Source organism: Alkaliphilus serpentinus, assembly GCF_009017255.1.
Taxonomy (GTDB): domain Bacteria; phylum Bacillota; class Clostridia; order Peptostreptococcales; family Natronincolaceae; genus Alkaliphilus_D; species Alkaliphilus_D serpentinus.
In genome coordinates this window covers 1-24,491 of record NZ_WBZB01000004.1, presented here as the reverse complement: position 1 = coordinate 24,491, position 24,491 = coordinate 1, and the positions used below count along the sequence as shown (strand labels likewise).

General features: G+C 36.7%; 20 protein-coding genes. 18 read left to right on the top strand and 2 right to left on the bottom strand.

From position 1 onward, the window contains the following. Positions 1 to 215 precede the first annotated feature (215 nt). The 18 genes from F8153_RS00700 to pilM all read left to right on the top strand — a co-directional run bounded on the left by F8153_RS00700 (position 216) and on the right by pilM (position 23,024). The gene (locus F8153_RS00700; protein WP_151864426.1) at positions 216 to 2,033 is read left to right on the top strand and encodes an ABC transporter substrate-binding protein; all 1,818 of its coding nucleotides are present in this window, start codon (positions 216 to 218) and stop codon (positions 2,031 to 2,033) included. Between the two features lie 93 nt (positions 2,034 to 2,126). Then, positions 2,127 to 3,152, top strand: a complete 1,026-nt coding sequence (locus tag F8153_RS00695) for an ABC transporter permease (protein ID WP_151864425.1) — start codon at positions 2,127 to 2,129, stop codon at positions 3,150 to 3,152. Beyond that, positions 3,152 to 4,171 (top strand): ABC transporter permease subunit, encoded by a 1,020-nt coding sequence (locus F8153_RS00690; RefSeq protein WP_151864424.1) that lies wholly within the window; start codon positions 3,152 to 3,154, stop codon positions 4,169 to 4,171. The genes F8153_RS00695 and F8153_RS00690 overlap by 1 nt, the downstream gene beginning before the upstream one ends. Continuing rightward, positions 4,172 to 5,164, top strand: a complete 993-nt coding sequence (locus tag F8153_RS00685) for an ABC transporter ATP-binding protein (protein WP_151864423.1) — start codon at positions 4,172 to 4,174, stop codon at positions 5,162 to 5,164. Next, positions 5,157 to 6,335, top strand: a complete 1,179-nt coding sequence (locus F8153_RS00680) for an ABC transporter ATP-binding protein (RefSeq protein WP_151864422.1) — start codon at positions 5,157 to 5,159, stop codon at positions 6,333 to 6,335. Before F8153_RS00685 ends, F8153_RS00680 begins: the two co-directional genes overlap by 8 nt. Further along, positions 6,332 to 6,538, top strand: a complete 207-nt coding sequence (locus F8153_RS00675; RefSeq protein ID WP_151864421.1) for a hypothetical protein — start codon at positions 6,332 to 6,334, stop codon at positions 6,536 to 6,538. The genes F8153_RS00680 and F8153_RS00675 overlap by 4 nt, the downstream gene beginning before the upstream one ends. A gap of 313 nt (positions 6,539 to 6,851) precedes the next feature. After that, positions 6,852 to 7,241 carry a DUF456 domain-containing protein gene (locus F8153_RS00670; protein ID WP_151864420.1) on the top strand — a complete coding sequence of 130 codons (390 nt, stop codon included), beginning with the start codon at positions 6,852 to 6,854 and terminating at the stop codon, positions 7,239 to 7,241. 1 nt (position 7,242) lies between these two features. Continuing rightward, positions 7,243 to 8,148, top strand: a complete 906-nt coding sequence (locus tag F8153_RS00665) for a DMT family transporter (protein ID WP_151864419.1) — start codon at positions 7,243 to 7,245, stop codon at positions 8,146 to 8,148. 225 nt (positions 8,149 to 8,373) lie between these two features. Further along, entirely contained in the window at positions 8,374 to 8,913 is a 540-nt protein-coding gene (gene lepB, locus F8153_RS00660) for a signal peptidase I (protein ID WP_151864418.1), read from the top strand. Positions 8,914 to 8,952: 39 nt separating this feature from the next. Further along, positions 8,953 to 10,044: a tRNA epoxyqueuosine(34) reductase QueG gene (gene queG / locus F8153_RS00655; RefSeq protein ID WP_192929585.1), complete on the top strand. Its 1,092-nt coding sequence runs from the start codon at positions 8,953 to 8,955 to the stop codon at positions 10,042 to 10,044. Positions 10,045 to 10,125: 81 nt separating this feature from the next. Further along, positions 10,126 to 12,477, top strand: coding sequence for a Lon protease family protein (locus tag F8153_RS00650; RefSeq protein ID WP_243136850.1), 2,352 nt, complete (start codon positions 10,126 to 10,128; stop codon positions 12,475 to 12,477). Between the two features lie 216 nt (positions 12,478 to 12,693). Further along, complete coding sequence (gene tdh / locus F8153_RS00645; protein WP_151864416.1) at positions 12,694 to 13,764, top strand: L-threonine 3-dehydrogenase; 1,071 nt, start codon at positions 12,694 to 12,696, stop codon at positions 13,762 to 13,764. A gap of 76 nt (positions 13,765 to 13,840) precedes the next feature. Next, entirely contained in the window at positions 13,841 to 15,028 is a 1,188-nt protein-coding gene (locus F8153_RS00640) for a glycine C-acetyltransferase (protein ID WP_151864415.1), read from the top strand. Between the two features lie 354 nt (positions 15,029 to 15,382). Next, positions 15,383 to 16,522 (top strand): efflux RND transporter periplasmic adaptor subunit, encoded by a 1,140-nt coding sequence (locus F8153_RS00635; protein WP_151864414.1) that lies wholly within the window; start codon positions 15,383 to 15,385, stop codon positions 16,520 to 16,522. Then, entirely contained in the window at positions 16,509 to 19,583 is a 3,075-nt protein-coding gene (locus F8153_RS00630) for an efflux RND transporter permease subunit (protein WP_151864413.1), read from the top strand. The genes F8153_RS00635 and F8153_RS00630 overlap by 14 nt, the downstream gene beginning before the upstream one ends. Before the next feature lie 14 nt (positions 19,584 to 19,597). Next, the gene (locus F8153_RS00625) at positions 19,598 to 19,879 is read left to right on the top strand and encodes a DUF503 domain-containing protein (protein ID WP_151864412.1); all 282 of its coding nucleotides are present in this window, start codon (positions 19,598 to 19,600) and stop codon (positions 19,877 to 19,879) included. 162 nt (positions 19,880 to 20,041) lie between these two features. Beyond that, on the top strand, positions 20,042 to 20,680 hold the full coding sequence (gene nth, locus F8153_RS00620) for an endonuclease III (protein WP_151864411.1): 639 nt from the start codon (positions 20,042 to 20,044) through the stop codon (positions 20,678 to 20,680). Between the two features lie 340 nt (positions 20,681 to 21,020). Continuing rightward, positions 21,021 to 23,024 carry a pilus assembly protein PilM gene (pilM, locus tag F8153_RS00615; RefSeq protein ID WP_151864410.1) on the top strand — a complete coding sequence of 668 codons (2,004 nt, stop codon included), beginning with the start codon at positions 21,021 to 21,023 and terminating at the stop codon, positions 23,022 to 23,024. Positions 23,025 to 23,244: 220 nt separating this feature from the next. Here pilM and F8153_RS00610 read toward each other — a convergent pair whose 3' ends face one another. Beyond that, complete coding sequence (locus tag F8153_RS00610; protein WP_151864409.1) at positions 23,245 to 23,817, bottom strand: hypothetical protein; 573 nt, start codon at positions 23,815 to 23,817, stop codon at positions 23,245 to 23,247. A gap of 18 nt (positions 23,818 to 23,835) precedes the next feature. Continuing rightward, on the bottom strand, positions 23,836 to 24,348 hold the full coding sequence (locus tag F8153_RS00605) for a zinc metalloprotease (RefSeq protein ID WP_151864408.1): 513 nt from the start codon (positions 24,346 to 24,348) through the stop codon (positions 23,836 to 23,838). Positions 24,349 to 24,491 lie beyond the last annotated feature (143 nt).

Genomic DNA, 24,491 nt, shown 5'->3' with positions numbered 1-24,491 from the left:
ATATGAAAAAAATCATATCTAGTAAAATATACTCAATAGTCACAAAAACATTTATGAAAATGGTATTAAAGATTGTAACCTGAGAATGAAAACCAGAGATTAATGAGTAATTAATTTTCTAGGTATAAATCTAGTATATTGAGAGTTATCATTAATTGGTTTTTTTTCTTAGTTAACAATAAAAAACAAACCTAAAATAAGGGGGAGGAAATTTAATGAGAAAGTTTATGACGTTAATTTTAGTAGTGCTTCTAGTATTCTCACTAGTTGCTTGTAGCCAAACTACAACTACTGAAGATCCAGAAACACCAGCACCAACCACTGATGAAACGACTGAGAAGCCTGAGAATGATAGGCCACTAGTTGTTGGTTCACCAGATTTTAATGGTGACTTCCACGAAGGTTGGACGAACTCATCTTACGACAAGAACATTAGACGATTAGTATGGGGCTTCGGTTTGATGACTGATAACCCACAAGGTGAGGTTATTGATTCTCCACTTGTAGAAAGCAAAACAGTAAGTGACGACTTAACAATGTGGACATTTAAAATTAAAGATGGTATTAAATTCCATAATGGTGAGGAGTTAACTGTTAAAGACATTAAATTCACATATGATTTCTATATGGATAAGGAAGCTTTAGCTGCAACTGGAGGTTCTTCATCTTTGAATGATTACGTTAATGAAATAACCATTGACGAAGAAAAGAACGAAATTACCTTCGAATTGAAGAAGGTTATCTTCACAACTGATATGACAGTATTCTATGAGCAATGGATTTTGGCAGAAGATACTATTACAGAGGGTGCTACTGCTGCAGGTCAAACTGTTCAAGAATTTGTAAAGAGCAACATTAGTAACCCAATTGGTTACGGTCCATACGTATTTGAAGAATATAAACCGTCTGAATACGTAAGATTAACAAGAAACCCTGATTATATTGATAAAGCTCCAGCATTTAAAGAGATTATTGTTAAAGTTGTGCCTAGTGAAACTGAAATGGACCAATTATTACTAGGTGAAGTTGACTTGTTATTCCAAGCAGTAGAGGAGCCCAAAATTGAAGCTGCTATAGAAGCTGATAACTTAACTACAAACAACTACTACAGACATGGTGGTGGAACAATGGTTCTACACACCGACTATGAAGCTTTCCAATTGACTGAAGTACGTCAAGCATTTGCTTTCGTATTTAACAGACCTAAAGTTATCGAATTATTCTTAGGTAAATACGGTATTGCCTCTCAAGGGCCTTACTCTAAGAACCAATGGATGATGTATGATGACGATGAAATGGATCTATTAGGTACAGCTGCCAATGGTAGATTCGAAGATTCATTAATAAATTATGATATTCTTGATGCTAATGGTAAGTTTGATGAAGCTGCTAATATTGCCAAGGCTCATGAATTATTAGACGCTGCGGTTGCAAGAACTGATGGTGAATATGCTCACTTAACTGGTGATGGAACTAATGGATATATGTGGAAGGGCGAACCTTTAAATATTAAAATCGCTTTCACTGCATTCTGGTCAGATACCTATCACTTAGTATGGAACGATGAATACGTTTCAAAATTAGGTTTTGATGTTACATTAGTTGGCTTAGATTGGCCAGTAATGTATGGTCACTGGACAGGTAACACTACTGAAGAAAGACAATACCATGCATACGTAGGTGGTGTAAGTTATTTAATCAAATCTAACCCAAGAGCTGATTATGCAACTGATCAAATATTAGATTGGGGTCACCCATCAAATAACGGTCCTCGTTTCTCCGGTGGTTCAACCTACACTCCAGAAGAGTGGGATAATTTATTAAGAGATATCGAAAACGCGCATCCATTAACAGGTGCAGACGAGTATAGAGAAAACTGGAGAAAATATATCGTTGCATTTAACAAAGAAGTACCAATTATACCAGTTTACTCTAACAACTATTTTGACTTATACAGTTCAGACATAGAGAACTTAAATACTAATGCATTATGGTCATGGTCAAGAGCTATTCTTGATGCTAATTGGAAGTAATAGTTCTAGCAGTTTAAATATTTAGTAGGATTAGTGTTAAGACCACTATTTAATAGTTAGATAGTGGTCTTATTTTAAGAGGAGAGTGAGTAAATGGGACATAAAAGTGGATCTAAAACCTTCTTTGAAATTATTACTCCTTATATAACTTATTTAGCTAAACGATTGATTTCGCTGATACCGGTATTATTTATCATAACAATAGTAATTTATACGTTAATTAATCTAATGCCTGGTGATCCTATTATGGCGATGCTAGATCCAGAAAAAACCACAGCTATGACCATAGAAGAGCGAAATCAATATGTAGAAACCATGAGAGCCTTTATGGGTTATGATAAGGGTATTGTAGCAAGATATTTTATTTGGTTAAGAGACACTTTCTTTGAAGGTGAGTTTGGATATTCTATAAGATTCAACAAACCAGTTAATCTGATTATTGGGGACTATATAGCACGGTCCTTTAAAGTTAACATTATTGGATTTATCTTAGCATTTTTAATTTCTATTCCCATAGGAATAACAGCTGCAGTAAAGAAAAATAAGCTCTATGACAAATTTATTACTGTAGTTACAATTGTGGGCATTTCAATACCGTCCTTTTTCTTAGCCTTATTGTTAATATTGTTATTTGTTGTTTACCTCAGACTATTCCCATTCTCAGGGATGTCAGATCCTAAAGGGGTAATACCAGACTGGAAGTACCTAGTTTTACCAGTAACGGTTATTGTATTAACATCTCTTGCAAGTTTGGTTAGATATGTTAGGGCTGCAATGATAGAAGTGTTGAAAGCAGACTATATTAGAACTGCAAGAGCAAAGGGTTTAACAGAAAAAATTGTTATTTATAGGCATGCATTTCAAAATGCATTGATTCCTGTGGTAACACTAATCGGTATGTATATCCCACTCTTATTTGGAGGCTCTATTGTTGTAGAAAAAATATTTGCTTATCCAGGAATGGGTTATTTATTAAATGAAGCCTATGGATATAAGGATAGAGCAATTCTACAAACAGCATTACTTTTCTTCGGTATGCTTACCTTATTAGGTAATATATTTATTGATATTGGTTATATGGTTGTTGATCCAAGAATTAGGGAAGGGAAGGTGAAATAATGTCTGAAATTATAGAACAAAACAAAGGTTTCAGTAAGGAAGATGAAGTCATTCTTTCGCCTACGCAACAGATTATTATTAAATTTAAGAACAACAAATTGGCTATGTTTGGATTTTGGTTATTTACAATAATTGTTACAGTAGTAGTGGTAACACATTTTTATGCAGAATTCACTGGCTACGACTTTTCAGCTACAGATCCAGCCTTAAAGAATCTAGGTCCTAGTTGGGAGCATCCATTTGGTACTGATAAATATGGTAGAAATACATTTGTCCGTGTATTAGAAGGCGGATGGATTTCATTACAAGTTGGATTTATGTCAACCATTATGGCAGTAACCATTGGTGTTACTATGGGTTCTATTGCAGGCTATTTTGGTGGTAAAATTGACTCAATTATCATGAGAATCGTTGAAGTTATCTATTCATTCCCATTTTTAGCAATAGCATTTACTATTTCAGCAATTTTCAGGGATAAACCGCCACAATTTAGACTATTCGTCATTGTTGGGATTTTAGGACTTATAAGCTGGACTGGACTAGCAAGAATCGTTCGTGGTCAAATCATGTCCTTAAAAGAGCAAGAATTTATTCTAGCAACTAAAGCATTAGGAATCAAGACACGAAATCAAATTATTAGACATTTAATTCCCAATGTGCTAGCTATGGTTGTTGTTTCAGGAACCCTTACCTTTGCCAATGCGATTCTAATGGAAGCATTCTTGTCATTCTTAAATTTATCTGTAACAGAACCTATTCCTACTTGGGGAGCATTGTTATCAAAGGCTTCTCAAAACAGTACCTCTTTAAGGAAATTCTGGTGGATTTGGATATTCCCTGGTACAATGCTATTCATGTTTATTATGAGTATAAACTTGATTGGTGAAGGGTTAAGAGATGCTATTGATCCTAAAGCTGAAATTACTACGAAGGAACAAAGAAAAGCTGCAAAAGAAAGACGTAAAGCCGAGAAACAAGCTGCTAAAGAAGCAAAATTAGCTAGTAAAGGAGGAGTGTAAATGAATAACAAATTACTTGAGGTTAAAAATTTGCACACTTACTTTTTTACAAATAAAGGTACTGTGAAAGCAGTTCAGGGTGTAGACTTCACAATAGAAGCTGGTAAAACCCTTGGTATCGTTGGAGAGTCTGGATCCGGTAAATCAGTAACAGCTTTTAGTATATTAAACCTATTAGATCATCCAGGTAAAGTTGTTGATGGTGAGATACTTTTTAATGGAAGGGATCTTTGTGGATTAAATAATCAGGGCATGAGACGTATTCGAGGTAATGATATTTCTATGATATTTCAAGAGCCAATGACATCCCTTAATCCTGTTCATCGTATTGGTAGACAATTAAGTGAGCCTATCATGTTACACCAAGGCAAATCGAAAAAAGAGGCTTGGGAAGCAGCAGTTGAACTTTTAAGAGAAGTTAATATTCCCAATCCAGAAAGTGTAGTTTATAATTTTCCTTTTCAGTTATCTGGTGGTATGAGACAGCGTGTTATGATTGCTATGGCCCTTGCCTGTGAGCCAAAACTACTAATTGCTGATGAACCAACAACTGCGTTAGATGTTACCATACAAGCACAGATCTTTAAGCTAATGAATGATCTTAAAAAAGTGCATAATACAGCAATCATGTTTATCACCCACGATTTAGGAGCCATTGCAGAGCTGGCAGATGATGTTGCTGTCATGTATACAGGCGAAATTGTGGAGCGAGCTCCTGTTGATACGATTTTTGATAAAAATAGTAAGTATTCACATCCATATAAGGAAGGGTTATTAAAATCGATTCCTCTATTAGATGTAGAAGTTGAATATTTAGACCAAGTAGAAGGAAGTGTTCCCCACCCTTTAAAATTACCAAAGGGATGTAGATTTTCAACCCGTTGTGAGTATGCTACTGAAAAATGTGTTAATGAAAAACCTGAATTGGTTGAGGTGGAAAGTGAACATTTGATAAGATGTTTTTATCCAGAAGCGGGGTGTAGAAATGCCTAATGTTTTATTAGAAACTAAAGGAGTAAAAAAATATTTCCCAACAGGAATGAAAAGAAACGAAAAGAGAAATCTAAAGAGATTAAGTTTAGAGACTGTAAGAATCTATAAAAAAGATTATCCTGATACAAATCCTAAATTAAAAGAAAAAGAATTATTTAATGATATTTATAATCAGTTTAAAGAAGGTAAAATTTTTAGTGACGAACTTAATAGTGTTTTAGTTGAATATGAAGCTCTTTCAAATGTTCATGGTGATAGGCTATATGTTAGGGCAAATGATGGCATAAATCTTACTATTTACGATGGTGAAACTGTTGGTTTAGTTGGGGAATCTGGTTGTGGTAAGTCTACATTCGGAAGAACCATCCTAAAATTATATGAACCAACCGAAGGTGAAATCTTATTTAATGGAAAGAATATTACCGATTACTCAATGAATCAAATGATACCTTTAAGACGAGAAATGCAAATCATTTTTCAAGATCCATATTCATCATTAAATCCAAGGATGACTGTAGGAGAGATTATTGGAGAAGCCCTACTTGAACATGGTATTTTTAAGAGTAGAAATGATGAATTTGAAAATTACGTTAAAGAAATCATGAGAACATGTGGGCTGGATGACTATATGATTTATAGATATCCCCATGAGTTTTCTGGTGGACAACGTCAAAGAATAGGTATTGCCCGTGCCCTTGCACTAAAACCGAAATTTATTGTTTGCGATGAGGCTGTATCAGCCCTTGACGTTTCAATACAATCGCAGGTTATAAATTTACTAAAAGACTTGCAAAATAAATTTGGACTATCTTACCTCTTCATATCTCACGATTTAGCCGTTGTTAAGCATATTAGTGATAGAATTGGTGTTATGTATTTAGGAGATATGGTTGAGTTTACTGATAAGCATAGGCTATATGATAATCCACTACATCCATATACAAAGGCCTTATTATCAGCTATTCCTGAAACAGATTTGGAAAAAGCTAGAAGTAAGAAAAGAATCATTTTGGAAGGGGATATTCCTTCGAATATTATTGTACCTACTGGGTGCAAATTCCATACCAGGTGTCCTATTGCGAAGCCCGTTTGTAAACTCGAAATACCAGAGTTTAGAGAAGTAGAAAAAGGACATTTTGTGGCTTGTCACTTTAGTGGTGCGGAACTGTGAGATTTTTCAATGACAAAGATTTAAAATCAAGAAAAAGAAAATTCCTTGAAGAAGAGAAGATTTTGAAGGAACTAAAGGATAAGGCAGAATTTGAAAAGGGAGATTTTCTTGCATTGATATTTGCTGCTTTGATAACATTACTACCTATAGTATTAGGTATATTATTCTTATACTATGTTATTACAATGCATTTCTTTGGATAATTATGCTTAGCATCTTTGTCAAATCGTATTGATTGATTTAAAATTGTAAATTATAGAGCAGCTTAGGATTAAAAGATCCTAAGCTGCTTTTTTAAATTTAATAGGAAAGTTCTCTTTTTTCCTATTAAATGGGGGATTTTAAGGGGCCCACCCCCTTATAAAAATAAGGAGAGGTGAGTTGTGTCACGAATAAGTGACACTATGCTACGAACGGCGTCGAGGCGGTGAGACGACCGAAAGGGAAGCGTCCTAGAGAACGCATGGGTTCTCTGGAAAACAAAAGCATTTTAACAATACAGAATTAACGTATGAAATGCTTTTGTTATATGGCTGGAGTACAGATTTTGTTATAATATCTATAAGAACCATCATAATATTTGGGATATTAACCTTATTTGCAATCCTCTCGGAATATTTGGCTTCTTTATTTACAGCTAAGAAATTCAATATATCTAAGAAGGGCCTTTGGGGATTATTTATGGGTGGAATATTAGGCTTTTTTATCTTTAATGTGATTGGAATGATATTAGGTCAGTTTATTGGAGTATTCATAGGTGAGGTCCTTTCAGGAAAAAAACTACTTTCAGCCCTTAAAGCTGGTAGTGGTGCCTTTATTGGATATGTAATAGGTATGATCATTAATTTTACAGTTGTGTTATCTATGGTGGGATATTTTATAATTGTGTTACTTAGAGGAGGATAATATGAAGGATAAAGAAATGTTGAAGGTACATTCCATTCTTTTTTTAGGAGTTATAGGAATTTCATTTTCTGCTATTATTATTAGAAATATTTCTGCACCACCTACAATCATAGCAATGTACAGGCTACTGATCACTACCCTTCTTTTTATGCCCTTTACTCTTACCAGAAGAATACAGGAGTTGAAGAAGGCCACCTTAAGGGATTACTTCCTCTGTTGCTTAAGTGGATTGTTTCTTGCCCTTCATTTTATCACATGGATTACCTCTTTATTTCATACCTCAGTGGCAGCTTCAACTGTTTTGGTTAGCATGCAGCCTATATTTACTGCTTTAGTTGCCTTTATCCTTTTTAGAGAAAGAATAGGCAAAAGAGCGCTAGTGGGTATGATGATTGCCATCATTGGAAGTAGCATTATTGGGTTAGAAGGCTTCGGGAATGAAGATGGGAGTTTCTACGGCAATATGTTGGCCTTAATTGGTGGTTTGATGGGGGCTTTATATGTCACCATTGGTAGGGGAATGCGACAAAAAATGTCCAATTTAACCTACGGATTTTTAGTATATGGAAGCTGTAGCATTGTATTAATTTTGGTTAATATCTTTACAAAAACTCCCTTTGGGGGTTATAGCACTATCGATTATATTTATTTTGCAGCCTTAGCTATCATCTGTACAGTAGGAGGACATACGGTTTTAAACTGGGGTTTAAAATATGTTGAAGCCAGTAAAATTTCCACCTTTATGCTGGGAGAGCCAGTGGGTGCTACTTTTTTAGCTATTATTATATTAAAGGAGCTCCCGGGAATCCTTCAAATTATTGGTGGAGTCCTCATTTTACTTGGCTTATATATCTTTACAGGAATGTCAGAAAGGCTTAAGGGTAAGAGGGCAGCTACTACAAATTAATTGTTTTCTTAAGAATGGGTAAATTCTTACATTAAAATCTTCATACACCTCAAATATTAAATGAACTTTAGTATTTGTAGGTGTATTTTTTATTGAAGTTATCTTCTGTTGGTTTAATTTTAGAGAAAAATAATCATACTATCAACTATAGAGCAGTATGATTTAATAACCACCCAAGTGGGTGGATTCTACTCTAGATATACAGCCTACAGGAGATGTGTTATAATGAAAAAAACACTGAGCTTTTTATTAGAATGGCTTCAAATTATTAGTATTGCATTGTTTTTAGCATTGGTAATCGAGAATTATTTGTTTAGTTTTGCAGTAGTTCAGGGAAAATCTATGGAGCCCACCATTAAGCAACATGATAGGCTTTTGGTTTTAAAGCACGCTGTTTTTAAAGATCATTTGGAGGAAGGGGATATCATTGTTTTTCATCCTCCTGGTACAAATAAAGAGCTCTTTGTTAAGCGAGTAGTTGCAAAGGAAAAGGATTCCTATGCAGTAGAAGGTGTAGAGGTATTTGTAAATGATGAAAAGCTAGGAGAAAGCTATGTTGCTGATATGGGTTATCTCGATAGATCCTATAATTATCTTGAGGGCACTGTTCCTAAAGATAGCTTTTATGTTTTGGGGGATAATCGAAATGATAGCAATGATAGTAGAACCTTTGGTTATATAAAACAGGAGCAAATTGTAGGTAAGGTGGTCTTTAGAATATGGCCCATAAAAGATGCAAGGGTCTTTATCAATAACAATCAATAGCATATAAAACTGTGGGGGACCTATAATGAGGGATTATTCGTGGCTTTAAAGGAGGATATAATTGAATATAGTAAATCCCTTGGTATTGATTTAATTGGATTTACATCAGCAGAGGCCTTTGAGGAATTAAGGCCTATTTTAGCTTCCAGAGAAGCCCTAGGCCATCTATCTGGCTTTGAAGAAGGGGTAATGGAAAAAAGAATCAATCCTCGACTGACAATGGAGGATGCTGAGTCCATTATTGTTATTGGACAAAGCTACTATCACGATGTAGATCAAAAAAATAAGCCCCGATACCATGGTGAACTGGCGAGAACCGCTTGGGGAAGGGACTATCATTTTGTTCTGATGGAAAAGCTTACAAATTTAGCAGAATATATAAAAAAGCTAAGTTCAAACCTTCAATATAAGGCCTTTGTAGATACTGGGCCTTTAGTGGACAGGCATGTGGCCCATAGGGCAGGATTAGGATGGTATGGTTATAATTCCACCTTGATTAATGAAGGATATGGATCGTGGTTTTTTATTGGATACCTCCTTACCAACCTACAGCTACAACCAGATAAAACATTGGAGGATCAATGTGCTGGCTGTAATCTATGTGTTGAACAATGCCCTGGAGGAGCCATAGAGGGCCCCTATTCCTTTAATGCAAATAAGTGTCTCTCCTATGTACTGCAGCAAAGGGAAACCATTCCCCATGAAAAAAGGGGGAACTTGGGAAACCGATTATATGGTTGCGATATATGTCAGTTGGTATGTCCCCATAATAAAGAGGTAAAAGCATCTAAAGAGGAAGCATTTATCCCCAAGGATCTACCCCATCACGTAGATTTAGTTCAGCTTATTAATATCACCAGTAAAGACTTCAAGACTCTATTTAATAAAAATGCTTCTGGATGGAGGGGGAAAAAGACCCTTCAGAGAAATGCCATCATAGCCCTGGGAAACTGTGGTGATCAAGAAGCTATAAAATATTTAATGCCCCTTTTAAAGGACCCACGGAGGGAGATAAGGGAGTATGCCCTAGGGGCAGTTTACAAGTTAGATAAGAATGCAGCAGTTAAGGCAGCAGAAGAATACGATATGACTCACATAATAAAGGAATTAATGGCAAAGGATGAAATTTAAAAAATTCATAGTGTAGTATTGTAACCCTCTTGAATAGGATGATAGTATAATTTATTTTCATCCTAGATAGGGGGTTATTTTTTGAGAAAAGAAAATGAGTTATCCCATGACAGTCTTTATAGAAAAAGTAAAATTGACAATTTTTATTTTAAAACTACAGAGGAGGTTGGAGATTTAAAGGGATTGATTGGTCAGGAGCGGGCAGAAACAGCCATGACCTTTGGATTATCAGTGGAGCATAATAGCTATCACATATATATAAGGGGAGCAAAGGGTACCGGTAAAACCACCTTCGCCAGGAATATTATAGAAGCCATAGCAAGGGAAAAAACTCTCCCATTTGATTGGTGCTATGTATATAATTTCCTTCAGCCAGAAATGGCCAAGGCCATAAGGATGCCCTCTGGTATAGGGAGACTTCTGAAAAGGGATATGGAAGAAATGGTGGAGGAGCTGATTCTTCAGGTATCCAAGGCCTTTAATAGCGATGATTATGATCGTCAAAGGAATGAAATCACCAAAGGCCTACAGGAGGAAAAAAATCGTTATCTTCTTATGTTAACAGAATTTGCCAATGAGAGGGATCATATTATAAAATTCACCAGCACAGGCTTTATTTTTAAGTTAAAAACCGCTGATGGGGAATTGGATGAGGAAGACCTAGTAGAAATGGATGAAGATACCAAAAGAAAACTAAAAAAATACCGAGAAGAGGTTCAAGAGGCAGCCTTAGAGGTGCTGCTAAAGCTAAAAAATCTTGAAAGAAATGCCAAAAAACAGCTCTTAGAGCTTGAAAATCGTGTGGGTACCTTTGTAATCAATCCAATTATAGGCCAACTCTTGGAAAAGTATCGGGATTGTGAAGGAATACTAGAGTACTTAAAAGGAGTTGAAGGGGATCTTTTAGATAACATCTACCATTTCATTTTGGAAGAGGATGAAGAGTTTATTAATATAAGGGAAAAAATTGAGGGGAATTCCTTTTTGAAAAGATATAGGGTGAATCTTTTTATTGATAACAGTCACTTAGAAGGTGCTCCTGTTATTATGGAGTTTAACCCAACCATGAATAAACTAACGGGTTCCATCGATTACATAAGCGAGAATGGAGTCATGAAAACCAACTTTTTACAGATAAAGCCTGGGGCCATCCATCTAGCCAATGGGGGATATTTAATCATTGAGGCCAACAAGCTTTTGGTTAATCCCTATGCATGGGATACTTTAAAGCGGATACTGCAAACCAAAGAAATTACCGTGGAAAACATGGGAAGTCAGTTGGGGATATTAGATATAGCCAGCATTAAGCTGGAGCCTATTCCTATTCAAATTAAATTGGTATTGATTGGTGGAGAGTATCTTCATCATTTATTAACCCATTATGATGAGGATTTTCAGAAATATTTTAAGGTTTTAGTGGATTTTGATGAAGAAATGGATAGAACCCATGAAACGGAACTGATGATGGCAAAATTTGTGGCCAGCTATACAAAATCTAAGGGCCTTAGACCCTTCGATGGAGAGAGTGTTGGAAGATTAATTGAATATAGCTCTAGATTAGTAGAAAATCAAAATAAGCTTTCTTCAAGATTTAATAAAATTATTGAAATCATTGTTGAGGCTGATCAATGGGCAGCAGTTATGAAAAGTGAAATTATAACTAAGAAGCATGTAATAATGGCCATAGAAGAAAAACAATATCGAAATGATAAATATCAATATAAAGTTCATGAAGGCTTTAAAAACAAAAATATTTTAATTGATGTGAAGGGAGAAAAGGTAGGTGTGATTAATGCCCTATCAGTATTGCAATTAGGTGATTACTCCTTTGGTAAGCCCAATGTTATAACCGTTACCACCAGTTTGGGAAGAAAGGGTATTGTCAACATCGAAAGGGAAGTTGATTTAAGCGGAAGCTCCTATGATAAAGGAATTTTAATACTTACAGGATATCTGCAGGAGCAATTTGCTCAAGAAGGCCCCTTATCCCTATCTGCCTATATATGCTTTGAACAATCCTATGGTGGAGTAGATGGAGACAGTGCCTCCAGTACAGAGCTATATGGAATTTTATCCAGCTTATCAGGTACCCCTATAAAGCAATATATTGCCGTAACCGGCTCTGTAAATCAGAAGGGATATATACAACCGGTGGGTGGGGTGAATTACAAAATTGAAGGTTTCTTTAATGTTTGTAAAAGCAGGGGCTTATCCGGTAGGCAAGGGGTTATCATTCCAGAGCAAAACATTGAGAATCTTATGCTTTCAGAGGAGGTAATTGAAGCTGTAAAGGATGGAAGCTTCCATATATATAGTGTTAAGCACATTAACGAGGGAATAGAAATTTTAATGGGTGAATCCCATAAGGTGATCATTGATAGGGTAAGAAGGAAATTAGAGAAGTATCGTAGGGCTTTAAAGGAAGAAAAATAGCAAAATGTTAAATAATTAACATAAAAGTCCTCCCAGGGAGGGCTTTTATATTTCCAATAAATACTGTATGTCTATTGGGGAAACCATTGAAAAAACTATAAAAAAATTATGAAAGAAAAAGAAGGATTTTATAAAAAAATGTGGTATTCTTATAGTGTGTTCGTGACATATGTACAGAAAATCCTTAACATATAAAAAAATTAGGAGGCGCGGATCATGGAAGGAAAAATGAAGGTTATTATGAAAAAGGAACCAAAGGCAGGAGCTGTTTTAGCAGAAATGGAGATACCTAAAATTGGCCCAAAGGACATTCTGGTAAAGGTTATGGCTACTTCAATATGCGGCACTGATGCCCATATCTACAGCTGGGATGCATGGTCGCAGAAAAGAATTAAGCCCCCCTATGTAATGGGTCATGAATTTGCTGGGGAGGTGGTTGAGGTTGGAGCTGATGTAACAGCCATAAAGGTTGGAGATGTCGTTTCAACCGAGACCCATATCGTATGTGGGGTTTGTGACTTGTGTACCACAGGAAATGCCCATATATGTAGGGATACAGCTATTCTTGGTGTTGATACCAATGGAACCTATGCTGAATATGTAGCAATACCAGAAAGCAATGCATGGAAGAATCCAAAGGGGATAGACCCAGCATACCTTGCCGTTCAAGAACCATTAGGCAATGCTGTACATACACTACTAGCTGGGGATATCATTGGCAAGACTGTAGCAGTTGTTGGATGCGGACCTATTGGAATTATGGCTGTTGCTGTTGCCAAGGCGGTTAGTGCTTCTAAGGTGATTGCCATCGAAGTAAATGAGTATCGATTGGAGCTGGCAAAAAAGCTCGGTGCTGATATTGTAATCAATCCGTTAAAGGAAGATCCCATTGCAAAAATCTTAGAGGTTACTGGAGGTATGGGAGTTGATGTTGTTGCGGAAATGTCAGGGAATGCCCTTGCCATTCAGCAGGCCTTAAAGTACATAAAACTTGGAGGCAGAATGGCTTTATTAGGGATTCCAACCGCTGATGTAGCCATAGACATAGCCAATGATGTGGTGTTTAAGGGAATCACATTACAGGGTATAGCTGGAAGAAAGATGTATGACACATGGTTCCAGGTGAAGGGTTTAATTGAATCTGGAAACTTAAACCTTGAAGAAATCATAACCCATCGTCTCCCTATGGAGGATTTTGAAGAGGGCTTTAAATTAATGGCCAGTGGAAACTGTGGTAAGGTGGTTCTTTATCCAAATAAAGAAGCCCTAGATAGCTTTGCAAAATAAAAAATTTGATGTTTATAAGCTATAGGAATATGCCAATAATGATAGTAAGTCTATAAGTTATAAGGAGGTAGTTATAATGTCAAATGTTCATGAACTGAACTTTTTGAAGGAGAAAATTCAAGAACTTAAGGATCAGGGTGTATATCGTAGGTTGCCAATCTTAGAAGGAGCCAACGAAGCAGAAGTCATTTTGAATGGTAAAAGAGTAATTAATCTTTCCTCTAATAATTATCTTGGATTAGCCAATCATCCAAGGATGAAAAAGGCTGCCATCGAAGCCGTTGAAAAATATGGTGTAGGTGCAGGAGCTGTAAGAACCATCATTGGAAATATGGATATTCATGAGGAAATGGAACAATTACTTGCTGAATTTAAGCGAGAAGAAGCCGTAATGGTATATCAATCTGGCTTCAATTGTAATGCTGGAACCATTCAAGCCATAACAGAAAAGGGAGACCTAATCATTTCTGATGAGTTAAACCATGCCAGTATCATTGATGGATCAAGGCTAAGCAGAGCAGATAAAACAGTATTTAAGCATGCTGATTTAAATCATCTTGAAGAGGTACTTAAGGCCAATAGAGATAAATACAGAAACCTTTTAATCATCACCGATGGAGTATTTAGTATGGATGGAGATATTGCTCCCCTTCCTGGTATTGTTGAATTAGCTGAGAAATATGGTGCCATGACCTATGTGGATGATGCCCATGGCTCTGGAGTCCTTGGAGAAAGCGGTAGAGGTACTGTAGACCATTTTGGACTACATGGTAGAGTGGACTTTACAATCGGAACCCTTTCTAAAGCCATTGGAGTAATAGGTGGCTATGTGGCAGGAAGCGAAACCATGAAGGAATGGTTAAGCCATAGGGGTAGACCACTATTATTTAGTACTTATTTACCTCCAGCTGCTGTAGGGGCCATAAATGAGGCAGTAAGAATATTAATGAGTACAACAGAGTTTACCGATAGATTATGGAGTAATGCAAGATACTTTAAGGATAAAATCAGTCAACTGGGCTTTAATATTGGAAATAGTCAAACCCCCATCACTCCTGTAATTATTGGAGATGAAGCCAAGACTATGGAATTTAGCAAGAAGCTATTTGACAATGGAGTTTTTGTATCTGGTATCGTATTCCCAACTGTTCCAAAAGGAACAGGAAGATTAAGATGTATGGTTACAGCAGGACATACAACTGAACAGCTGGATAAAGCTGTTGAAGTCTTCAAAAAGGTTGGAGAAGAACTGAAGCTGTTGTAGGTAGCAAATCTAAAAACTGAGGTATTTTACCTCAGTTTTAGATTGAAGACAAAGTATTCAAGATGCAGACTGATCAAAAGCACTTAGATTCGAGGCGCAAGCAAAACCAGCGATTGCAGCGTATACAGAAATACGTAAGGCTGTAATATGGCTGGGTCTGTCTCTCAGGGGTTAATGAAAATGCTGGTTTTGTAAAGCAACAAAGAAGATGAGGGTTTTTCATCAGTCTGAAACTGAGGTATTTTACCTCAGTTTTTTTATGCCATTAAATTAGTAGGTAATTTTTACTTCGTTTATTTTACCAGAAAATGCACATATTTATTAAGGTAAGGATTGTTATAAGGAGGTTGTCTAGTGAAGAGGATTAGAAGCATTCTAATAGTTACAACAATGGCCTTAGCAATGATACTGATCACCAGCTGCCAAGGAAACAATGCTGATAATCAACAGGAAGCAATTGCAGTAGAGGTCTACGAGGTAAAAATGGATGAAATTCAGGAGAAGGTTACCTTAGCAGGTCAACTAATGCCTTCTAATAATGCCATGATTATAGCCCGTCAGCCTGGCTTAAAGGTAACAAACCTTGCAGTAAAGCTAGGGGATAGAGTTAAGGATGGGGATTTTTTGTTTGAGCTGGACAAAACCTTAATAAGAAAACAGGTGGAACAGGCTAAGGAGAACTATGAATTTGCAAGGGAAAATCTTCGTTTACAGAAGCTTTCTATAGAGGAAATGGAGAAGCAAGCAGGAGAATTGGAAGCCTTACAGGAAAAAGGAGGACTATTAAAGGTCTTTAACAATAATGCCCTTCCCAACATCAGCAATAACCTTGGTGGTGATGAGATATTAAGGGGAGCCGAAATACAGGTAGAGCAAGCTCGGCAAGTATATTCAAATTCCATACAGCTTCTTAGTGAGCTGGAATATCATGCCCCCATAGAAGGAATCGTTTCACAACTAAATATACAGAAAAGTCAGGCCTTTCTTGGAAATGGACCGGCTTTAATCATCTCAAATACTGATGAACTGAAGATATCCATCAATGTAACCAAGGATCTACTGAATCATCTATCTATAGGGGATGATGTTTTGGTAAAATATGAAGAATCAACGAAAAAGGGTGTAATTAAAGTTTTAAATCCTGTGGGAGATCCTAGAAGCGGTCTTTATTTAGCTGAAATTTCTATAAACAATGGTGATAACAAGTTATCAGCCGGCAGTTATGTATTGGTTGAAATCACAAAAGAGTATAAGGATAGAGCCATTGTTATACCAAAGGAAGCAGTTATTCAAGATCAAGAGGGTACCCATGTTTATATAGGAAAAGATCAAAAATCAGAAAAAAGAGCTGTAGATATTGGTATTATGGCAGAGGATACAGTGGAGATTTTAAACGGGATAGAATTAGGTGACCAAGTGATTGTAAAGGGACAACACTTTCTACAGGAGGATTCATTGATTTTGATTAGGGGTGAGGAAATTGAAGCTAATTGAATGGGCAGTGGAGAAATCGGTTTCTGTTATTATGGTTATGCTATTAATCATTATATTGGGAACAGTATCATTATTTAAGCTGTCAATGGATCTATTGCCTAAAATCGATGTTCCCATTGCTGTGGTTAATGTACAATATCCTTCAGCTGGCCCCCATGAAATAGAGAATATCATTACAAGACCCATAGAATCCGCTATGGCTATGGTCCACAATGTCAAAACGATATCCTCCAGCTCCTCAGAGGGGAATTCCAATGTCATCGTTGAATTTAATCAGGATACCGATATGGACTTTGCAACCCTTGAGATGAGGGAAAAAATCGATTTAATTAGAAACTATTTACCAGGAGATATATCAGTTCCCATGGTTATGAAGATTGATCCCAATGCCCTACCAATCATGCAGATAGGAGTTTCAGGAAATCAAAATCTTGTAGAGCTTTACCGAATGGCGGAGGACTATATTAAACCCAGGCTTGAGAGGCTAACTGGTGTGGCAGCAGTAGATATAACAGGAGGTTCAGAAGAGGTTATAGAGGTCATAGTCGATCCAATAAAGTTGACCAATTTAGGGATTTCCCTTCAGCAGCTGGTGGGAATTTTAAGGGCAGAGAATATTAACCTTCCTGTTGGAGACATCACCGATGGAGACAGCACAAGGCTGATACGGACCATTGGAGAATTAGAAAGCTTAGAAGACATAAAAAAGTTGCCGATTCCTTCTCCAACTGGGGTAGTCGTACCTCTGCAGGATATAGCCGAAGTAACCAGAAGAATTGACAAAAAGACGGAAATAGCAAAAATGAATGGACTGGAGAGTATACAAGTAACCATTCAAAAACAACCAGTGGCCAACACAGTAAAGGTTGCTGATATCATACATAATGAGCTAGATAAATTAAGGAAAGAAAATGCTGATCTTCAAATAGAAGCCATAATTGATCAATCCCTATACATAAAAAACTCTATAGGGAATGTGGGCAAAACTGCAATGTATGGTGGGATTTTGGCTGTTATTCTTTTATATATTTTCTTAAGGGATAGCAAAAGCACCCTCATTATTGCCCTGGCAATACCCATATCCATTATGGCCACCTTTACCCTGATGTTCTTTTTTAACATCACACTAAATCTCCTATCTCTAGGAGGTTTTGCATTGGGTGTCGGAATGCTGGTGGATAACGGCATCGTTGTGACGGAAAACATCCATAGATACAGAGAAAAATATAATGATAACAAGAAGTTTGCCATTATGGGGGCAGATGAAGTGGCTATGGCAGTTATAGCATCCACCTTTACCACCTTAGCTGTATTTCTACCCATAGCCTTTGTGGAGGGTATGACAGCCCAGATATTTAGAGAACTGGCTTTAACGGTGACTTTTGCCCTTTTGGCCTCTTTAGGTATTTCCTTAACCCTTGTGCCGATGCTATCTTCGCGGCTGATGAAAAAACAGCAGGATAAGAAAAGGGGAACTTTGTCTGCCTTTAATGACTATTTTGATAAGCTAAGGGATTATTACAGAAGAGTACTAGAATGGAGCCTTAATAATAGGGTTACCGCCTTGGCCATCGCAGTAGTTACTTTTTTAGTTTCCATGTCATCTTTGTTGATGGTGGGAGCTGAGTATTTTCCACAGTTTGATGAAGGAACCTTTACCATAGATATAAGGTTACCTCAAGAAGCGAACCTAGAGGATACCGAAGAGATTACTAAAAAAATAGAGGAGACCCTTGAGGGATATAAGGAAATCGATTCAACCTTTGTAAATATTGGTGGAAGCAGTACTTTCTCTATAACCAGTCATAGAAGGGTATATAGAGCCACCATTGACGGGAGATTGGTTTCTAAAGAAAATAGAAAGCTTTCTACGGCAGAGGTTGTTGAAAATATTAGACAGGATTTGAAAAACATTCCTGGAGCAACTATTAAACTTGAAAGCTCGTCATCCCTGATGTCAATGGGCTTTGGAGGAGCTTCTGTGGAAGTTGAAGTAAAGGGAGAAGATCTAGAAGTTTTGAAGGAGATTACCGATGATATCATTAAAATCACTGAAGGAGTAGAAGGTACAAGGGAGGTTGTCTCCAATTATGTTGAAGGAAGACCTCAGATGGCCTTACGGGTTAATAGAGAGGTGGCTTCTAGATATGGACTGCAATCTGCCCAGGTGGCTGCAACAATCAATCAATTAGTGAGGGGTGTAAATGCCACCCAACTTAAGGAGGAGGGTAAAGAAATTCAGGTAATTGTAAGGGGAGCCGATTATCTGATTAATAGTCAGGCCAATTTTCTCAATATACCCATCATGACACCCTTGGGGATTACTGTACCCCTACAGCAGGTGGCTGACTTGGAAATTGTCAAAGGCCCCTCAACTATTAGAAGAAGGGATCAAGTAAGGACAATGGATGTTAGTGCTGTGGTGATAGAGAGGGATGTCAATACAGTTACCAACGAAATTAAGAGGAAGCTTGATGCATATCCTTTTCCAAATGGTTACAGCTATACCTTTAGGGGCCAGAGAGAACAATTGGTGGAAGCTGTTTTAAGCTTGATTTTAGTGGGTATTTTAGCTATATTATTGGTATATATGATTTTAGCCTCTCAATTCCAATCCTATATGTACCCCTTTATAATCATGTTGTCGGTTCCACTGGCTTTTTCTGGAGGTGCACTGGGCTTGTTTATCACTAGGAGGCCAATCAGTGTTCCAGCTTTAATTGGTGCCGTTGTTCTGGCGGGGATTGTGGTAAACAATGGGATCGTATTAATAGACTATATCAATGTTTTAAGAAAAGAGGGAGTAGGCAGGGAGGAAAGCTTAATAGAAGCCGGGGACACCCGTTTAAGACCCATCATGATGACCACCTTAACGACTGTCTTGGGACTTATACCCTTGGCAATTGGCTTAGGTGAAGGTGGAGAAGCCCAAGCACCAATGGCTACTGTGGTTATAGGTGGATTATTATTGTCAACCCTCCTAACTTTAATCATCATTCCAGTAATCTATGTAATGATAGATGATTTACAGATGAAATTGTTTAAAAAGAATATGCAGTAAAGGATGTGGGGGAAATGTTAATAGGAGTATGTACAATGACTTTGCTACTTCATGAGGTGAACTCCTTAAAGGAGAAAAGACATATTCTAAAAAGTGTTATAGAACGGGTAAAAAGTAGGTTCAATGTTTCAATAGCTGAGGTGGGAGAAATGGATAAATGGCAGGTGGCAGAAATTGGATTTTCCTGCGTAAGCAACAGTAGTAGACACGCTGATGCCATTTTAAACAATGTAATAGCCTTTATCGAAAGGGATGGAAGGTTTGATATAAGCGGATGTGATACGGAAATATTATAGGGGGCTACGTAAGGTAATAGGTAATAAGTAATAAGGAATAGGTATTAGTTTTATGAAAGTTATTGAATTAAGATCCTTAGATAACTTGGAAAGGGAAACCTGATTTATCGGGTTCCTTCAACATACAACATTTAACATTGAACCATGAAGGATGATGATTTTATGAAAAAGGAAAAGCTAAATAAAAATGAAATTAAAGAGGTTTTAAGTAAGCTTGAAGAGCTATATAAAGGTGCTAAAAGCGAGCTGGAATATGAAAATCCCTTTCAGCTTTTAATTGCCACCATTTTAGCTGCCCAATGTACAGATAAAAGGGTCAATCAAGTAACAGCAAAGCTATTTGAACATTATCAAACTCCCGCCGAGTTTTTAGAGCTTACGGAGGAGGAACTGGGGGTTTGGATCAAAAGCTGTGGCTTCTATAATAGCAAGAGCAGAAACATCTTAGAGACCTGTAGAATTTTAGTGGATAAATACAATGGAGAGGTTCCACAGGTTAGAGAAGAACTAATGGAGCTACCGGGGGTTGGCAGAAAGACGGCAAACGTTGTAATTAGTAACGTTTTTTCACAGCCTGCAATAGCCGTGGATACCCATGTTTTTAGAGTTTCCAATAGATTGGGTTTAGCCAATTCTGATGATGTTTTTAAAACTGAAGAGGATTTAATGAAAAACATCCCAAAGAATAAGTGGTCTGAGGCCCATCATTGGTTAATTTATCATGGAAGAAGGGTATGTAAAGCCAGAAAGCCCCAATGTGAAATTTGCACTCTAAATGATCAATGCTTGTATTATAAATAAGCAGATAACCCGATCAGATATCTGATTGGTGTTAGCCCTTTAGTTATAAGAAGATAAGCTTTGTAGAAAACTAATTTAGTATCAAAACAAGACATTGTTGATATAAGTTAAAATTTGCTATGCAAATTTTCACCTGAATTCAACATTCCACATTTAACATAAAGGTGAAGGTATAAATTAAAATTTGAGGAAGCCTAGTATCATAGAGTAAAATTTACTCCCTGATAATAGGCTTTTTAGAATTGATTTTGTGAATGTTTTTAGTCACAAGAAAAAGGAAAAACTCGATTTATGAAGAAATATGTAAGATAGGAATCGAAGCAGGGAAAGGATGTAGTCTATGAATAAGGACAATCTTCATAACAGTTCATTGGTCTTTGCTCTAGATATAGGAACCAGAAGTGTTGTGGGACTTTTAGGAAAGCTTGAGGGAAAAAAGCTTGTTGTTCACCATAGTGCAATGGAGTTTCACCAAAAGAGGGCAATGTTTGATGGACAAATCCATGATATAGAGGGTGTAGTTGAGATCGTCTCCAAGGTTAAAGCCCAATTGGAGGAAAAATCAGGACAAAAACTAAAGGATGTGGCCATTGCAGCTGCAGGTAGGGCCCTTAAAACCTGTAGAGTAGAAGTAGTAAAGGAATTAGACGAGGCTAAAGCCATTGACAAGCATTTGTTGGATAGCATAGAAATCGAAGGACTTCAGATGGCTCAAATGAAGCTGGAGGAAGAAGCTGTCGAGCTAACCAATTATTATTGCGCTGGCCATACCATCGTAAATTATCACCTTAATGATGGACTAATGACCAATCCTATCGGTCATAGGGGTAAGAAGCTGAGGGTAGATCTCATAGCAACCTTCCTTCCTTATATAGTGGTGGAAAGCCTATATACGGTTATCGAAAAAAGCGGACTAAATGTTCATTACATGACCCTAGAGCCTATAGCTGCCATAGAGGTAGCTGTTCCTAATAATGTAAGGCTACTAAATATTGCTATGGTTGATATTGGCGCTGGCACCTCAGATATAGCTATTACCAAGGATGGAGCGGTGATTGCCTATGGGATGACCTCAACAGCAGGTGATGAAATAACTGAGGCCATCGCTAAGGAATACCTATTAGACTTTGATAATGCTGAAAAACTTAAATGCAATCTATTAAAAGAGGAATATCAGCATTTTAATGACATTTTAGGCATAGAAAGAAGGGTAAGTACTGATGAAATACTGGATCGTGTGGAGGGAGCAATATCTGCCATTGCAAAGGATATAGCCAGTACCATAATAAAGCAGAATGGTAAAGCCCCCAGTGTAGTATTCTTAATTGGTGGAGGCAGTCAAATTCCTAGGCTTCCAGGTATTTTAGCAGATATGCTTGATATACCAAAGGAAAGGGTGGCCGTTAGAACCACGGAGATTATTCAAAATCTCGAAGGAGGTCAACTGCCAGTATCTGGCCCCGAAGGAATAACTCCTGTAGGTATACTAACCAAGGCAATAGACAGCAAAGCAGCTGATTTTATAGAAATTACAGTAAATAAGCAAAAGGTTAAGCTATTTCAAACAAAGGAATTAAAGGTTAGCGATGCCCTTGCAATTATCAGCTTCAATCCCCGTGATCTTATGCCCAAAAGGGGAAAATCTCTAAAGGTAACCATCAATGGAATAGAAAAAAACCTTTATGGTGAATATGGCGAGGTTGCTAAGGTGTTTTTAAATAATGATATCACTAGCCTAGATGCTAAAATAAAAAATGAGGACTATATAACCATTATACCTGCAAAGGCAGGTAAGGATGCTAAGGCTACCTTAAGGGATTTGATTAATCTAGAGCCCAAAATAAAGGTTAACGATAGCAGGTTTAATAAGCTATATGATCTCAAGGTTAATAGAAAGGGAGCTGAAGGTTGGCAACCCTTAAGGGATGGAGATATAATCACCTATAGAGAAATCAATACAGTAGCAGATTTATGTAGATTTCTAGACATTGACAGCAATTCAAAGGAAATATGTATCAAGGATCAATTGGTAGATGCTAATGAGCCGATAATGGCCGATGCTGAAATAATCATTAAGGAAAAGCCTCAAGAAAAGCCAGTGGAAGAGGAGCAGAAAACTGCAGCCTCCACCTCAAATAAAGACGTAATGGTGATCCTATATAATGGAAACCCCCTTGTAATTGATAAACCCCATAAGGATTTAATTTTTGTAGATATCTTTAATTATATTGATTTCAATCGTAATAAGGTGATGGGGAAGCTTGTCTTAAAACATAATGGAGGGCCAGCAGATTATATGGCTCCTTTGAGGGATGGGGATAGTGTAGAAGTTAGATGGGAATAAAGTCATAAAAACCAAGGGTGAAAGAACCAAAGCGAACCAAGGGGACGGTTCTCCTGGTTGAATCTTCTGTTGGTTGAATCGAGGATTTTGAAGAGTCTAACCAAAAGAAACCTTCATCTTCCTTACTACTTATCACTTTAACATGACCACACGCATGACCAAGAGAACCGTCCCCGTGGTTCCCCGTGGTTCTATACGTGGTTCTACCTATTTTCAATTTCTAATCTTTAACTTTTTTCTTAATTGATTGAGATAAATCATCTTTATTTAACATATCCTTAAATAATTGATTTTCCTTATCAATTATTATTTTGTTTTTATCTATTTCTATATGACCTTGTATTGGATTTAGGGTTGAATATGGCATTCCTGGTGTTATATCGTCGTATTTTTTAAGAAAAAAGAAGTATTCTTTATTTTTATTAAAATAGTTTTTGATTTTTATAATACCATCTATATGGCCAAGTTGCTTTATTTGTATTTTTTCACCAACTCTTATATCACCCTTTAGTACATCTAATACTTGGACTTCTGAAACTGTATATTCAAGTAAATCATCAACACTTTTATCATAATCCTGATCCTTTTGATTTTGATTTACATTAATCTTTGCTTTACTAATTTCATCTACTTTACCAATTACAATTACATCAGCTTCTTTAATTAATGTATCTTCATCAGAATAATGAGGGTAGTCTGCGAGATAGGTTGAACTCATCTTGGAAAAGATCCATATTGGAATTAGGAGTATAACTACTACTAAACCTAAAATGATTTTCTTAGAAATTTTCATAAAGAACCTCCTTTAAATTTAATTGTTATAATAAGCATTTACACCATCAATATCATCCTGTTGTGGAGTAATCATACTTTCTCTATCTCTATCATACCTCATAATTGATGGAGACTCTGGAGGATTATCCCCTAATGATAGAGCATGCCCAAATTCATGAACTAATACGCTTTGCCAGAAATTATCACTCTTTCCTACTAGTTGACTTCTATTAAGTTGTATAACAAATTTTGTTGCAGGACCCCAAAAAATGTACTTTAGAGATGGCTTGTATACTCCATACCAAGTATCATCATACTGACCTGTTATAACGTAATTATCGCTTTTTGCTTTAGTTAATTCAACAGATGTGTCGGTGTTATTCCATGCAGCAATTGAATTATTAAAAATAGAACTATATGAGCTTCTATTTTCTACTATAAAGCTAGTAGTTGGCATCCCGGTTGATATGTGTACATATCCATATGTTATACTTGAAAACATTAACACTATAATTATCACAACTGGAATAGGTCTAATTAATTTTTTCATTCTATCATCTCCTCATATTATAGTTTCATTCAGTACTTCCATATATTTTTTAACAGAGAACCCTCAACTACCTATCTGCGAGAGAGTAGTAGCTGATGAGTATGATTAAACATGGAAGTTCATTTACTTAAGGAAGAGCTAAA